This window comes from Pseudorhodoferax sp. Leaf267, assembly GCF_001422405.1.
Lineage (GTDB): Bacteria > Pseudomonadota > Gammaproteobacteria > Burkholderiales > Burkholderiaceae_C > Pseudorhodoferax.
The window spans coordinates 153173-167146 of record NZ_LMMV01000023.1; the positions used below are offsets into that span (position 1 = coordinate 153173).

The 13974-nt window shown below is 67.8% G+C and carries 12 protein-coding genes and 1 pseudogene; 11 read left to right on the forward strand and 2 right to left on the reverse strand.

The genetic code is table 11. The features are described from left to right. Nucleotides 1-9: 9 nt before the first annotated feature. Nucleotides 10-495, reverse strand: a complete 486-nt coding sequence (locus tag ASF43_RS22690; protein ID WP_056186128.1) for an Lrp/AsnC family transcriptional regulator — start codon at nt 493-495, stop codon at nt 10-12. A gap of 135 nt (nt 496-630) precedes the next feature. Here ASF43_RS22690 and glmS point away from each other — a divergent pair, with 135 nt between their 5' ends. Continuing rightward, entirely contained in the window at nt 631-2532 is a 1902-nt protein-coding gene (gene glmS / locus ASF43_RS22695; RefSeq protein ID WP_056186131.1) for a glutamine--fructose-6-phosphate transaminase (isomerizing), read from the forward strand. 72 nt (nt 2533-2604) lie between these two features. Here glmS and ASF43_RS22700 read toward each other — a convergent pair whose 3' ends face one another. Further along, complete coding sequence (locus ASF43_RS22700) at nt 2605-3573, reverse strand: LysR family transcriptional regulator (protein ID WP_056186134.1); 969 nt, start codon at nt 3571-3573, stop codon at nt 2605-2607. A gap of 143 nt (nt 3574-3716) precedes the next feature. On the opposite strand from ASF43_RS22700, the gene ASF43_RS22705 reads away from it, so the two are divergent. From ASF43_RS22705 to pcaF, 10 genes and pseudogenes are all read left to right on the forward strand, one after another. Next, nucleotides 3717-4904, forward strand: a complete 1188-nt coding sequence (locus ASF43_RS22705) for a muconate/chloromuconate family cycloisomerase (protein ID WP_056186137.1) — start codon at nt 3717-3719, stop codon at nt 4902-4904. Nucleotides 4905-4954: 50 nt separating this feature from the next. Then, entirely contained in the window at nt 4955-5890 is a 936-nt protein-coding gene (gene catA, locus ASF43_RS22710) for a catechol 1,2-dioxygenase (protein ID WP_056186139.1), read from the forward strand. A gap of 119 nt (nt 5891-6009) precedes the next feature. Further along, a pseudogene (locus ASF43_RS22715) lies at nt 6010-7368 on the forward strand (Rieske 2Fe-2S domain-containing protein); the annotation flags it as partial. 110 nt (nt 7369-7478) lie between these two features. After that, nucleotides 7479-7970 carry a benzoate 1,2-dioxygenase small subunit gene (gene benB / locus ASF43_RS22720; protein WP_056186142.1) on the forward strand — a complete coding sequence of 164 codons (492 nt, stop codon included), beginning with the start codon at nt 7479-7481 and terminating at the stop codon, nt 7968-7970. A gap of 206 nt (nt 7971-8176) precedes the next feature. After that, complete coding sequence (gene benC, locus ASF43_RS22725; protein ID WP_056186145.1) at nt 8177-9199, forward strand: benzoate 1,2-dioxygenase electron transfer component BenC; 1023 nt, start codon at nt 8177-8179, stop codon at nt 9197-9199. Further along, complete coding sequence (benD, locus tag ASF43_RS22730; protein WP_056186146.1) at nt 9196-9990, forward strand: benzoate diol dehydrogenase BenD; 795 nt, start codon at nt 9196-9198, stop codon at nt 9988-9990. Before benC ends, benD begins: the two co-directional genes overlap by 4 nt. A gap of 26 nt (nt 9991-10016) precedes the next feature. Beyond that, nucleotides 10017-11369, forward strand: a complete 1353-nt coding sequence (locus ASF43_RS22735) for an MFS transporter (RefSeq protein ID WP_056186149.1) — start codon at nt 10017-10019, stop codon at nt 11367-11369. A gap of 16 nt (nt 11370-11385) precedes the next feature. After that, nucleotides 11386-12087, forward strand: a complete 702-nt coding sequence (locus ASF43_RS22740; RefSeq protein ID WP_056186152.1) for a 3-oxoacid CoA-transferase subunit A — start codon at nt 11386-11388, stop codon at nt 12085-12087. Beyond that, nucleotides 12084-12764, forward strand: a complete 681-nt coding sequence (locus ASF43_RS22745) for a 3-oxoacid CoA-transferase subunit B (protein ID WP_056186153.1) — start codon at nt 12084-12086, stop codon at nt 12762-12764. The genes ASF43_RS22740 and ASF43_RS22745 overlap by 4 nt, the downstream gene beginning before the upstream one ends. Beyond that, nucleotides 12761-13966, forward strand: a complete 1206-nt coding sequence (pcaF, locus tag ASF43_RS22750) for a 3-oxoadipyl-CoA thiolase (RefSeq protein WP_056186156.1) — start codon at nt 12761-12763, stop codon at nt 13964-13966. Before ASF43_RS22745 ends, pcaF begins: the two co-directional genes overlap by 4 nt. The last annotated feature ends 8 nt before the right edge of the window (nt 13967-13974 follow it).

Here is a 13974-nt window from a genome sequence, read left to right on the forward strand (position 1 = left end):
GCCGCGCCATCAGGCCGGCAGCGGCAACAGCGTCTGGAACTTCGCCCGCTTCAGGCTGAAGAACGCCTTCACGTTGCGCACGTTCGCATCGCTGGTGAACAGGCGCTCGGCCAGCGCCAGGTAGCCCGGCATGTCGCGCGCGTGCACCACGAGGCAAAAATCCGGCCCCGGCGAGACGCGGTAGCACTGCTGCACGGCGTCGTCCAGCACCACGCGCGCCTCGAATGCGGCGAGCTGCTCGGCGTCCTGCCGGTCCAGCGTGATCTCGACCAGCGCGGTCAGCCCGTGGCCGATCAGCGGCGCCAGCCGGTCGGCCGACAGGATGGCCACCTGCCGCTCGACCAGGCCCGCGTCCACCAGCCGCTTCACGCGCCGCAGGCAGGTGGGCGGCGACACGTGCACGGCCTCGGCCAGCGCCAGGTTGCTTTGCGATGCATCGCGCTGCAGGGCGTCGAGCAATCGAATATCGATGGTGTCTATGTCGATTGATTCCATCTTTCCATCATCCATGAAATATTTGATCGATGCACTGGATTGGAGAAATCTAATTCCGAATGATGTGAATTTTTGACCATAAATATCTCACGCCCTCGCCTACGATCGCGCCCACTTGTTCAGAGGGAGATCTCCATGTGCGGCATCGTCGGTGCAGTTTCCAAACGAAACATCGTTCCCATCCTGGTCCAGGGCCTGCAGCGGCTCGAGTACCGCGGCTATGACAGCTGCGGCGTGGCCATCCACGCGGGCAGCCTGGGCACGGCGCGCGGCGCCGTCCTGCAGCGCGCACGCAGCACGGCCCGCGTGGCCGAGCTCATGGCCCAGGTGCGGCACGACGAGATCGAGGGCGGCACCGGCATCGCCCACACGCGCTGGGCCACCCACGGCGCGCCGGCCGTGCACAACGCCCACCCGCACTTCAGCCACGGCACGGGCGCGGACGCAGGCGAGCGCCCCGGCCGCATCGCGCTCGTGCACAACGGCATCATCGAGAACCACGACGAGCTGCGCGCGGCGCTCCAGGCCAAGGGCTACGTGTTCACGAGCCAGACCGACACCGAGGTCATCGCCCACCTGGTCGACAGCCTGTACGACGGCGACCTGTTCGAGGCCGTGAAGGCCGCCATCGGCCAGCTGCACGGCGCCTATGCCATCGCCGTGTTCGCCAAGGACGAGCCGCACCGCGTGATCGGCGCACGCGCCGGCTCGCCGCTGATCCTGGGCGTGGGCAAGGAGGGCGGCGAGAACTTCCTGGCCAGCGACGCCATGGCCCTGGCCGGCGTGACCGACCAGATCGTCTACCTGGCCGAAGGCGACGTGGTCGACCTGCAACTGGGCAAGTACTGGATCGTCGACAAGGCGCACAAGCCCGTCACCCGCCCCGTCAAGACCGTGCTGGCGCACAGCGGCGCGGCCGAGCTGGGCCCGTACCGGCACTACATGCAGAAGGAAATCTTCGAGCAGCCGCGCGCCATTGCCGACACGCTGGAAGGCGTGGCCGGCATCGTGCCCGAGCTGTTCGATGGCCAGCCAGACGAGCAGGGCCGCAGCGCCAGCGCGCACCGTGTCTTCCAGGAGATCGACCGCGTGCTGATCCTGGCCTGCGGCACCAGCTACTACAGCGGCTGCACGGCCAAGTACTGGCTCGAAGGCATCGCGAAGATTCCCACCCAGGTCGAGATCGCCAGCGAATACCGCTACCGCGACTCCGTGCCCGACCCGCGCACGCTGGTCGTCACCATCAGCCAGAGCGGCGAGACTGCCGACACGCTGGCCGCGCTGCGCCACGCGCAAAGCCTGGGCATGGAGCACACGTTGACCGTCTGCAACGTGGCCACCAGCGCCATGGTGCGCGAGTGCAAGCTGGCCTACATCACGCGCGCCGGCGTGGAGATCGGCGTGGCCTCCACCAAGGCCTTCACCACGCAGCTGGCCGGCCTGTTCCTGCTCACGCTGGCACTGGCCCAGGCCAAGGGCCGGCTGACCGAGGACGAGGAGCAGGGCCACCTGAAGGCCATGCGCCACCTGCCCGTGGCGCTGCAGGCCGTGCTGGCGCTGGAGCCGCAGATCATCACCTGGGCCGAAGACTTCGCGAAGATGGAGAACGCGCTGTTCCTGGGCCGCGGCCTGCACTTCCCGGTTGCACTGGAAGGCGCGCTCAAGCTGAAAGAGATCACCTACATCCACGCCGAAGCCTACGCCGCCGGCGAGCTCAAGCACGGCCCGCTGGCCCTGGTGACCAGTGCCATGCCCGTGGTGACTGTGGCGCCCAACGACGCGCTGCTGGAGAAGCTCAAGAGCAACATGCAGGAAGTGCGCGCACGCGGCGGCGTGCTGTATGTGCTGGCCGATGGCGACACGCGCATCGAGAGCGGCGAAGGCATCCACGTGATCCGCATGCCCGAGCATTACGGTGCGCTGTCGCCGTTGCTGCACGTGGTGCCGCTGCAGCTGCTGGCCTACCACACGGCTTGTGCGCGCGGGACGGACGTGGACAAGCCGCGCAACCTGGCCAAGAGCGTGACGGTGGAGTGATCGGCCCGCTGCAGAATTCGGGCGTCTCACGCGCCCGCTGCGCACAAGCAATCTCGCGGACGGCCAGGCCGGCTATTTCAAGGCGTCGGCGGACGCGGATGCCGTCCCCGTCGCCAGGCCGGTCGGGAAGGCGTTGGTCTTGAAGTCCAGCCACAGCGGGTTCTGGGCATACATCTCGACGATGAGCTGCTTGATCGCGGCGATGTACCACGAATCGTCGTGCAGCCGGTGGCTCAGGATGATGGGCGAGGTCGCCTGCTCGTCGGCGATCAGCCGGTAGACGAGGTCGCTGCGCAAGCGCGCGGCGGCCGGCACGATGCACAACCCCACCTCGGCCGCCACCAGGCCCAGCGCGGCGTGCAGTTCACGCACCTCGTGGACTTCGACCAGCTTGACGCCCTGCTCGTGCAGCATGCCCAGCACCTCGTCGGCGAAGCTGGGGCGCGGCTCCTTGGGGAACACGACCAGCTTGTGCTGTGCGAGGTCCTTGAGCTGCACCGGCCCCGCCTGGGCCGCCAGCGGCCAGGCCGGCGGGATGGCGAGCACCAGCCTCTCCTCGCGCAGCACCGTGCGCGCCACGGAGTTGTCGGTGCTGCGGATGCGGCCGAAGCCCAGGTCGATGCGGCCGGACTTGAGCTCGCTGATCTGCTGGATCGACCCCATGTCGACCAGGTGCACGTCGGTGTCCGGGAAGCGCTGGCGAAACATGCGCACCACCATCGGCAGCCCGCCGTACAGCGTGGACGGCACGTAGGCGATGGAGATGGACTGGCGCTGGTTGCGGCTCGCCTGCCGCGCCGTGGTCTTCATCTGGTCGACCCGTTGCAGCACCTGCAGCGACTGCTCGTAGAACAAACGCCCGGCCTCGGTCAGGCGCACCGGGCGGCTGTTGCGCTGGATCAGCTGCACCTCCAGCTCCTCTTCCAGCAACTGGATCTGGCGGCTGAGCGGCGGCTGCGCGATGTGCATCTGCTCGGCTGCGCGCGTGAAGTTTCTGGTGGTGGCCACCGCCACGAAGTACCGGAGTTGACGCAGATCCATAGGGGAAAACCATGTGCAAAGTGACGGGTGGATCTCCAAGCCGTTGTTTTTCATGGAAAAACTGGCACATGATACCTAATAGGTATTGCATCAGATGAATATGGTGTTGGCCGGCAAGCAACTGCATCTGTCCAATAGACCCCATGCAACATACTGCCTGCCACCCCACTGCCACCGGCCCCGTCGTCATCGAACGTGTCGAGACGATGCTGGTCGATCTGCCGACGATCCGCCCGCACAAACTGTCGATGGCCGTCATGAACGGGCAGACGCTGATGCTGGTGCGCATCCGCTGCTCCGACGGCACGGTGGGCATCGGCGAGGGCACGACCATCGGCGGCCTGGCCTACGGCGCCGAGTCGCCCGAGGGCATGAAGCTGGCCATCGACACCTACTTCGCGCCCCAGCTCATCGGCGCCGACGCGAACCGCGTGCCCGCGCTGATGCACCGCCTGTACACCGCGTTCCGCGACAACCGCTTCGCCAAGTGCGCTGTCGAGACCGCGCTGTTCGACGCGCTGGGCCACCGCACCGGCCTGCCTGTCTCCGAGCTGCTCGGCGGGCGGCTGCGCGACCGTCTGCCGGTGGCCTGGACACTGGCCTCCGGCGACACCGGCAAGGACATCGACGAAGCCCAGCGCATGCTGGCCCTGCGCCGCCACAACATCTTCAAGCTCAAGATCGGCCGCCGCGCCGTGCGCGAGGACGTGGCGCATGTGGCCGCCATCAAGAAGGCGCTGGGCGACACAGCCTCGGTGCGCGTCGACGTGAACATGGCCTGGACCGAGCTGGACGCCCAGCACGGCCTGGCCGGCCTGGTGGACGCCGGCTGCGAGCTGGTCGAGCAGCCCGTGGCCAGCATCGACGCGCTGGCCCGGCTGACCGGCAAGTACCCGATCGCGGTGATGGCCGACGAATCCCTGGTCGGCCCCGAGAGCGCCTTCGCCCTGGCCCGCGCGGCCGGTGCCAACGTGTTCGCCATCAAGACCGAGCAGTCCGGTGGCCTGCAGGCCGCCCAGCGTGTCGCAGCCATCGCCGATGCGGCCCACATCGAGTTGTACGGCGGCACGATGCTGGAGGGCGCGGTCGGCACCATCGCCTCGGCCCATGTGTTCGCCACCTTCCGCGAACTGCGCTGGGGCACCGAGCTGTTCGGCCCGCTGCTGCTGACCGAGGAGATCCTGGCCCAGCCGCTGGACTACAGCGACTTCCACCTCAGCGTGCCCACGCTGCCCGGCCTGGGCATCGTGCTGGACGAGGACCGTGTCGCGCACTTCCGCCGCGACCGCAAGCGCACCAGCGTCGGCCCGGCCGCCACATCCCTGGCCTGAACTGGGCCACTTTTTTACCTGACCCCACCCCCACGAAACGGAGACTCCCCATGAGCGTTCACATTGCCCAATCCACCGAAGTGCAAGACTTCCTGCGCCTGGCCAGCGGCCTGGACCAGCCGGGCGGCAACGCCCGCACCAAGAGGATCGTGCACCGCATCCTGTCCGACCTGTTCCAGGCCATCGACGACCTGGACATCACCTCCGACGAATACTGGGCCGGCATCGCCTACCTGAACCAGCTGGGCGCGCGCGGCGAGGCCGGCCTGCTGTCCCCTGGCCTGGGCCTGGACCGCTACTTCGACATGCGCATGGACGCCGAAGACGCCGCGCTGGGCGTGGAGAACGGCACGCCGCGCACCATCGAAGGCCCGCTGTACGTGGCCGGCGCTCCGGTGGCGCAGGGCTATGCGCGGCTGGACGACGGCAGCGACAAGGCCGGCCACACGCTGGTCATGCACGGCACCGTCTTTGCAGCCAACGGCAAGCCCCTGCCCAACGCCACGGTGGAGGTCTGGCATGCCAACACCAAGGGCTTCTACTCGCACTTCGACCCCACCGGCGAGCAACAGCCCTTCAACATGCGCCGCACCATCGTGACCGACGCCCAGGGCCGCTACAAGTTCCAGAGCATCGTGCCCGTTGGCTACGGCTGCCCGCCGGACGGCCCCACGCAGGCGCTGCTGAACCAGCTCGGCCGCCATGGCAACCGCCCGGCGCACATCCACTTCTTCGTGAGTGCTCCAGGCCACCGCAAGCTGACCACGCAGATCAACATCGATGGAGACCCGCTGGTGTTCGACGACTTCGCGTATGCCACGCGTGAGGGCCTGGTGCCAGCGCTGGTCGAGCGCAGCGACGAAGCCAGCCTGCGCGCCCACGGCCAGAGCGCGCCCTTCGCCGAAATCGTGTTCGACATCCGGTTGAGCGCACTCGTGAAGGGCGTGGACAACCAGATCGTCGACCGCCCCCGCCTGGCAGCCTGAGCGCCTGAGCGCGGCCTGCCTGCGGCGCATGCAGCCGCAGCACCAGCCAGCCCCATTCCCGTTGGTCAGAACCGCGACGTGCGTCGTGGGGGATGACCTCACCCCAAGGAGACCTCACCATGCACACGACCGCACCCGCCGCCGCCTACGCCGATGTCGAGAAGCTGCTCGACAGCGCCCTGCAGGACGACAAGGAGGCTGGCATCTACCGCTGCCGCCGCGACATCTTCACCGACCCCGCACTGTTCGAGCTGGAGATGAAGCACATCTTCGAAAGCAACTGGGTCTACCTGGCGCACGAGAGCCAGATCCCCGCGATCAACGACTACTTCACCACCACCATCGGCCGCCAGCCCATCGTCATCACACGCGGCAAGGACGGCAAACTGAACGCCGTGATCAACGCCTGCGCCCACCGCGGCGCGATGCTGTGCCGCAAGAAGCACGGCAACAAGGGCAGCTTCACCTGCCCCTTCCACGGCTGGACCTTCAACAACACCGGCAAGCTGCTCAAGGTCAAGGACGAGAAGACGACCGAGTACCCCATCCAGTTCAACAAGGAAGGCTCGCACGACCTCAAGAAGGTGGCGCGCTTCGAAAGCTACAAGGGCTTTCTGTTCGGCAGCCTGAATGCCGACGTGCAGTCTTTGGACGACTACCTTGGCGAGACCAAGGTCATCATCGACCAGATCGTCGACCAGGCGCCTGACGGGCTGGAAGTGCTGCGCGGCAATTCGACCTACACCTACGACGGCAACTGGAAGCTGCAGATGGAAAACGGCAGCGACGGCTACCACGTCAGCTCCGTGCACTGGAATTACGCCGCCACCATGGGCCGCCGCGCCGAGGGCGGCACCAAGGCCGTGGACGCGGCCGGCTGGAGCAAGAGCGTGGGCGGCGTCTACGGTTTTGAGAACGGCCACATCCTGCTGTGGACCAAGACCATGAACCCGGAAGTGCGCCCGGTCTACAGCCGCCGCGAGGAGCTCAAGCAACGCCTGGGCGAGACCAAGGCCGAGTTCATCGTCGGCCAGACGCGCAACCTGTGCCTGTACCCCAACGTGTACCTGATGGACCAGTTCTCCACGCAGATCCGCGTGACGCGGCCGATCAGCGTGGACAAGACCGAGATCACCATCTACTGCTTCGCGCCCAAGGGCGAGAGCGCAGAGGACCGTGCCGTGCGCATCCGCCAGTACGAGGACTTCTTCAACGTGTCCGGCATGGGCACGGCCGATGACCTGGAAGAGTTCCGCTCGTGCCAGACGGGTTATGCCGGCAAGGCCGCGCCCTGGAACGACCTGAGCCGCGGCGCGCCGCTGTGGGTCGAGGGCGCGGACGAGAACGCCGTGAAGATGGGCATGAAGCCCCTGATCAGCGGGGCGCGCAGCGAAGACGAAGGCCTGTTCGTCTGCCAGCACGACTACTGGGCCAAGGCCATGCGCAAGGCCGTACAGCAAGAACGCGAAGGGGCGCTGCACCTGAGCGCGAGGACGAGGGGCCCCGCTTGCGGGGATCGGCCCAGCGAATGCAGCACGGGCGCCGACAGCGCGACGTTCAGTCAGGCACAGCGGATCGGAGGCGCAGCATGACTACGAACCTTGCAGCCATCAGCGCCTTCCTGTACCGCGAGGCACGCCACCTGGACGACCGCCAGTTCGAGGAATGGCTCCAGCTCTACGCGCCCGATTGCGAGTATTGGATGCCCGCCTGGGACGACGACGACCAGCTCACCGACGACCCGCACAGCCAGATCTCGCTCATCTACTACCCCAACCGCAACGGGCTGGAAGACCGCGTGTTCCGCATCAAGACCGAGCGCTCCAGCGCGTCCATGCCCGAGCCGCGCACCAACCACATGCTGGCCAATGTGGAAGTGCTGGCCGAGCGCGATGACGCCGTGGACGTTCGCTACAACTTCCACACGCTGAGCCACCGCTACAAGAAGACCGACCACTACTTCGGCACGATGTTCGTCACGCTGCGTAAGGGCGGCGACGCCGGCTACCGGATCGCCCGCAAGAAGGTCGTGCTGAAGGACGACTACATCAGCCAGGTCGTGGACATCTACCACCTCTGAAACAGGACCACCCCGTTTGGATGTCTCACTGCGTGTAGACATCCCATCCCCCTCCAGGGGCGCCGCCAGCGGCCGGGCAGAGCCCGTTCCGCGGCGTCCGCTGGCATGGCCTGCTCCGCGGCCTTCGGAGCATCGGCTTGCGACGCGGTGTTATGCCTTGACGCTGGCGAGCGGGCCCGAACCACTGAGATTGAAGGAGACACACGATGACCACCCACTACCACATTGCGCTGAACTTCGAGGACGGGGTCACCCGCTTCGTCGACTGCGGCGCCAACGAGAAGGTGCTGGACGCGGCCTTCCGCAACCGCATCAACCTGCCCATGGATTGCTCCGACGGCGTGTGCGGCACCTGCAAGTGCCGCGCCGAGAACGGCAAGTACGACCTGGGCGACGACTACATCGACGAGGCGCTCACGGCCGATGAAGCAGCCGAAGGCCTGGTGCTGACCTGCCAGATGGTGCCGAAGTCCGACTGCGTGATCGCCGTGCCGGTGCCGTCCACCGCGTGCAAGACCGGCACCGCGCAGTTCGCGGCGGCGGTGGGCGAGGTCACGGCGTTCAGCGACGCCGCCTACGAGCTGGTGCTGGACATCCCGGCCGAGGCGCCCGTCTTTCTGCCGGGCCAGTACGTCAACATCGACGTGCCGGGCAGCGGCCAGCACCGCTCCTACTCGTTCAGCTCGGCGCCGGGCAGCCGGCGCATGACGTTCATGATCAAGCAGGTGCCCGGCGGCCTGATGAGCGGCTGGCTCGGCAGCGCGCAGGCCGGGCAGCCGCTGCAGATGACCGGCCCGCTGGGGACCTTCTATCTGCGCGCCGTCACGCGGCCGATGCTGTTCCTGGCGGGCGGCACGGGGCTGGCGCCGTTCCTGTCCATGCTCGAAGTCCTCGCGCAGCAGGATCTGACGCAACCCGTGCACCTGATCTACGGCGTCACGCGCGACCAGGACCTGGTGATGGTGGACCGGCTGGCCGAATACGCCCGCCGCATCCCCGGCTTCACCTACGGCACCTGCGTGGCCGACCCGCAGACCACGCATCCGCAGCAGGGCTACGTGACGCAGCACATGCCTGCGCAGGTGCTGCATGCCGGCAATGTGGATGTGTACCTGTGCGGCCCGCCGCCCATGGTGGACGCGGTGCAGAAGTGCTTCAAGGCCGAGGGCATCGTGCCGGCCAGCTTCCATTACGAGAAGTTCACGCCCAACACAGCGGGGGCGGCATGAGCAGCGCACAACGATTTGAAGGCAAGGTCGTGCTGGTCACCGGCGCGGCCCAGGGCATCGGCCAGGGCGTGGCGCTGCGCATCGCGGCCGAAGGCGGCCAGGTGCTGGCCGTGGACCGCTCCGACATCGTGGACGAGGTGGTGGCGCAGATCCGCGAAGCCGGTGGTGCAGCGCATGCTGCGCAGGCCGACCTGGAAACCTACGCCGGCGCGCAGCATGTGGTCGCCCAATGCCTGGCGCGCTTCGGCCGCGTCGACGTGCTGGTCAACAACGTGGGCGGCACGATCTGGGCCAAGCCCTACGAGCACTACGAAGAGCAGCAGATCGAGGCGGAGATCCGCCGCTCGCTGTTCCCCACGCTGTGGTGCTGCCGTGCGGTGTTGCCGCACATGGTGGAGCGCCAGCAGGGCGTGATCGTCAACGTGTCGTCGGTGGCCACGCGCGGCGTGCACCGCGTGCCGTACTCGGCGGCCAAGGGCGGCGTGAACGCACTGACCGCATCGCTGGCGATGGAGCACACGCGCAATGGCATCCGCATCAACGCCACGGCCCCCGGCGGCACCGACGCGCCACCGCGCCGCGTGCCGCGCAACCAGGCACCGGCGAGCGCGCCGACGGCCATCGAGACGCAGTGGTACCAGGGCGTGATCGACCAGACCAAGGATTCGAGCCTGATGCACCGCTACGGAACGATTGACGAGCAGGTGGCCCCGATCCTGTTCCTCGCGTCCGACGAATCCTCGTACATCACCGGCTCGGTCCTGGCCGTCGCCGGCGGTGACCAAGGCTGAAAAAAACACCTACACAGAGGCAAGACATGAACCACATCGACCTGCACAAACTGGCGGACAACGCCAGGTTCAATGGCTTCCACCGGGGCGTGCTGCTCTGGTGCGCGCTGATCATCATCTTCGACGGCTACGACCTGGCCGTGGCCGGCATCGCGCTGCCGTCCATCATGAAGGAGATGGGCGTGAGCCCCACCAACGCGGGCTTCATGGTCAGCTCGGCGCTGTTCGGCATGATGTTCGGCGCCATCTTCCTCGGCACGATTGCCGACCGCATCGGCCGCCGCCGCGCCATCGCGATCTGCGTCGCACTGTTCAGCGTGTTCACGGCTGCGGCGGGCTTCACCAGCGACCCGGTCAGCTTCAGCGTGATGCGCTTCATGGCGGGCCTGGGCATTGGTGGCGTGATGCCGAACGTGGTGGCGCAGATGACCGAGTACGCGCCGCGCAAGATCCGCAGCACCATGGTCACGCTGATGTTCAGCGGCTATGCGGTCGGCGGCATGCTGGCCGCCGTGGTGGGCAAGGGCCTGATCGAGAGCTATGGCTGGCAGTCGGTGTTCCTGGCCGCGGGCCTGCCGGTGCTGCTGATCCCGGTGATCCTCAAATCCATGCCCGAGTCCATGCCCTACCTGATCAAGACCGGGCAGAAGGCGCGGCTGCAGGCGATCGCCGCCCGGCTGGACCCGAGCTACCGGCCGCAGGCTGGCGACTCGTTCGACCTGCCGCAGCAGGACCGCGCGGCGGGCGCGCCCATCGGCAAGCTGTTCCAGGACGGCCGCGGCTTCAGCACCGTGATGTTCTGGGTCGCGTTCTTCATGTGCCTGTTCATGGTGTACGCGCTGAGCTCGTGGCTGACCAAGCTCATGGCCGGCGCCGGCTACACGCTGGGCTCGGCGCTGACCTTCGTGCTGGTGCTGAACTTCGGCGGCATGTTCGGTGCCATCGGCGGCGGCTGGCTGGCCGACCGCTTCCACATCAAGTACGTGCTGGTCGGCATGTACCTGCTGGCCGCGGTGTCGATCAGCCTGCTGGGCTACCCGGTGCCCACCGAGGTGCTGTTCCTGCTGGTCGGCCTGGCGGGCGCGTCCACCATCGGCACGCAGATCGTCACTTACGCTTATGTCGGCCAGTACTACCCGATGGCCGTGCGCTCCACCGGCATCGGCTGGGCCTCGGGCGTGGGCCGCAGCGGCGCCATCCTGGCGCCCATCGTGATCGGCAGCCTGGTCGCCATGGCCTTGCCGCTGGAACAAAACTTCCTCGCCATCGCGTTGCCGGCGGTGGTTGCCGCAGTCGCGGTGTTCTGCATCCAGCACGGCCGTGCCGCGCAGGCGCACGCTGCCGTGGTACCCGTGATGCCCGCGGTGGCCGCGAAATAACGAAAGAGACGCTTCCATGATCAACAAGATCGCCCATTCGGTCGCCGAGGCCCTGGCCGGCATCCAGGACGGCGCCACCGTCCTGATCGGCGGCTTCGGCACGGCCGGCATTCCCAATGAACTCATCGACGGCCTGATCGCGCAGGGCGCGAAAGAGCTCACCGTCGTCAACAACAACGCCGGCAATGCCGACGTGGGCCTGGCCGCGCTGCTGCAGGCCGGCCGCGTGCGCAAGATCATCTGCAGCTTTCCGCGGCAGGCGGACAGCCAGGTGTTCGACGGCCTGTACCGCGCAGGCAAGCTGGAGCTGGAACTCGTGCCGCAGGGCAACCTGGCCGAGCGCATCCGCGCGGCCGGTGCCGGCATCGGCGCCTTCTTCTGCCCCACGGGTTTCGGCACAGAACTCGCAGGCGACCGCGAGACGCGCGTGATCGACGGCAAGCCCTACGTGCTGGAGGTCCCCATCCACGGCGACGTGGCCCTGATCAAGGCCGAAACGGGCGACCGCTGGGGCAACCTGGTCTACCGCAAGGCCGCGCGCAACTTCGGCCCGGTGATGGCCATGGCCGCGCGGCGCACCATCGCCACCGTGCACGACATCGTGGACCTGGGCGCGCTGGACCCGGAGACCATCGTCACGCCCGGCATCTTCGTCCACAAGATCGTCCGCATCGACCGGGTGGCCACCCAGGCCGGCGGCTTCAAGAAGGCAGCATGAGCATGATCACGCACTACCAACGCCGCACCAAGGACCAGCTTGCCGCGCGCGTGGCGCTGGACATCTTCGACGGCGCCGTCGTCAACCTGGGCATCGGCCAGCCCACGCTGGTGGCCAACCACCTGCCGGCCGGGCGCGAGGTGATCCTGCACAGCGAGAACGGCATCCTGGGCATGGGCGCCGCGCCCGCTGCGGGCAGCGAGGACTACGACCTGATCAACGCCGGCAAGCAGCCCGTCACGCTGCTGCCCGGTGGCGCCTACTTCCACCATGCCGACAGCTTCGCGATGATGCGCGGCGGGCATCTGGACATCTGCGTGCTGGGCGCCTTCCAGGTGTCGGCCCGGGGCGACCTGGCCAACTGGAGCACCGGCGAGCCCGGCGCCATCCCGGCCGTGGGCGGCGCCATGGACCTGGCCATCGGCGCCAAGCAGACCTGGGTGATGATGGACCTACTGACCAAGCAGGGCGCCAGCAAGATCGTCGAGCGCTGCACCTACCCGCTGACGGGCCTGGCGTGCGTCAAGCGCATCTACACCGACCTGGCCACCTTTGCGTGCACACCGCGCGGCCTGCAACTGGTCGATGCCGTCGAAGGGCTGAGCCGCGAAGCGCTGGAGCGCATCGTGGGCCTGCCCATTGCCCCGCCCGCCCCCGCCACGAAAGAAAAGCCATGACCGAACCCGTGTACATCTGCGACGCCACGCGCACCCCCTTCGGCAAGTACGGCGGCGCGATGTCCTCCGTGCGGCCCGACGACCTGGGCGCCGTGGTGCTCAAGGCGCTGACCGAGCGCAACCCCGAGGCCGACTGGAGCGCCGTCGACGACGTGGTCTTCGGCTGCGCCAACCAGGCCGGCGAAGACAACCGCAACGTGGCCCGCATGTCGCTGCTGCTGGCCGGCCTGCCGCTGCAGGTGCCGGGCACCACGGTGAACCGCTTGTGCGGCTCGGGCATGGACGCCATCGGCATCGCGGCGCGGGCCATCAAGTCGGGCGAGACCGGCCTCATGATCGCCGGCGGCGTGGAGAGCATGAGCCGCGCGCCGTTCGTGGTGCCCAAGGCCGAATCGCCGTTCTCGCGCGCCAACTCCATCCAGGACACCACCATCGGCTGGCGCTTCGTCAACCCGAAGATGAGGGCGCTGCATGGTGTCGACGCCATGCCCGAGACGGCCGAGAACGTGGCCGATGATTTCAAGGTCTCGCGCGAGGACCAGGACCTGTTCGCCTGGCGCAGCCAGGCCAAGGCCGCCGCGGCGCAGAAAGCCGGCTACTTGGCCGCCGAGATCGTGCCGGTGGCGGTACCCCAGCGCAAAGGCGAGCCGCTGCTGGTGAGCGTGGACGAGCATCCGCGCGAGACCACACTCGAAGCGCTGGCCAGGCTCCAGCCGGTCGTGCGGCCGGGCGGCACCGTGACGGCGGGCAACGCCAGCGGCGTCAACGACGGTGCCTGCGCCGTGCTGCTGGCCAGCGAGGCGGCAGCCAGGCGGCATGGCCTGAAGCCGCTCGCCCGCGTGGTCGGCATGGCCACGGCCGGCGTGGCCCCGCGCATCATGGGCATCGGCCCCGCGCCCGCCACGCAGAAAGTGCTGGCGCAGACCGGCCTGGCCTTGGCGCAGATGGACTTGATCGAGCTCAACGAGGCCTTCGCCTCGCAGGGCTTGGCCGTGCTGCGGCAGCTGGGCCTGGCCGACGACGATGCGCGTGTGAATCCCCAGGGCGGCGCCATCGCGCTGGGCCACCCGCTGGGTGCCAGCGGCGCACGCCTGGTGACCACCGCCGTCCAGCAACTGCACCGCACGGGTGGCCGCTATGCGCTGTGCACCATGTGCATCGGCGTGGGCCAGGGCATCGCGCTGATCGTCGAACGCATTTAAAAGGAGAC

Bases quoted from the DNA above. Each gene is read 5' to 3' on its own strand.
- ASF43_RS22690 (WP_056186128.1), bottom strand. From the start codon at position 495: ATGGAATCAATCGACATAGACACCATCGATATTCGATTGCTCGACGCC.
- glmS (WP_056186131.1), top strand. From the start codon at position 631: ATGTGCGGCATCGTCGGTGCAGTTTCCAAACGAAACATCGTTCCCATC.
- ASF43_RS22700 (WP_056186134.1), bottom strand. From the start codon at position 3,573: ATGGATCTGCGTCAACTCCGGTACTTCGTGGCGGTGGCCACCACCAGA.
- ASF43_RS22705 (WP_056186137.1), top strand. From the start codon at position 3,717: ATGCAACATACTGCCTGCCACCCCACTGCCACCGGCCCCGTCGTCATC.
- catA (WP_056186139.1), top strand. From the start codon at position 4,955: ATGAGCGTTCACATTGCCCAATCCACCGAAGTGCAAGACTTCCTGCGC.
- benB (WP_056186142.1), top strand. From the start codon at position 7,479: ATGACTACGAACCTTGCAGCCATCAGCGCCTTCCTGTACCGCGAGGCA.
- benC (WP_056186145.1), top strand. From the start codon at position 8,177: ATGACCACCCACTACCACATTGCGCTGAACTTCGAGGACGGGGTCACC.
- benD (WP_056186146.1), top strand. From the start codon at position 9,196: ATGAGCAGCGCACAACGATTTGAAGGCAAGGTCGTGCTGGTCACCGGC.
- ASF43_RS22735 (WP_056186149.1), top strand. From the start codon at position 10,017: ATGAACCACATCGACCTGCACAAACTGGCGGACAACGCCAGGTTCAAT.
- ASF43_RS22740 (WP_056186152.1), top strand. From the start codon at position 11,386: ATGATCAACAAGATCGCCCATTCGGTCGCCGAGGCCCTGGCCGGCATC.
- ASF43_RS22745 (WP_056186153.1), top strand. From the start codon at position 12,084: ATGAGCATGATCACGCACTACCAACGCCGCACCAAGGACCAGCTTGCC.
- pcaF (WP_056186156.1), top strand. From the start codon at position 12,761: ATGACCGAACCCGTGTACATCTGCGACGCCACGCGCACCCCCTTCGGC.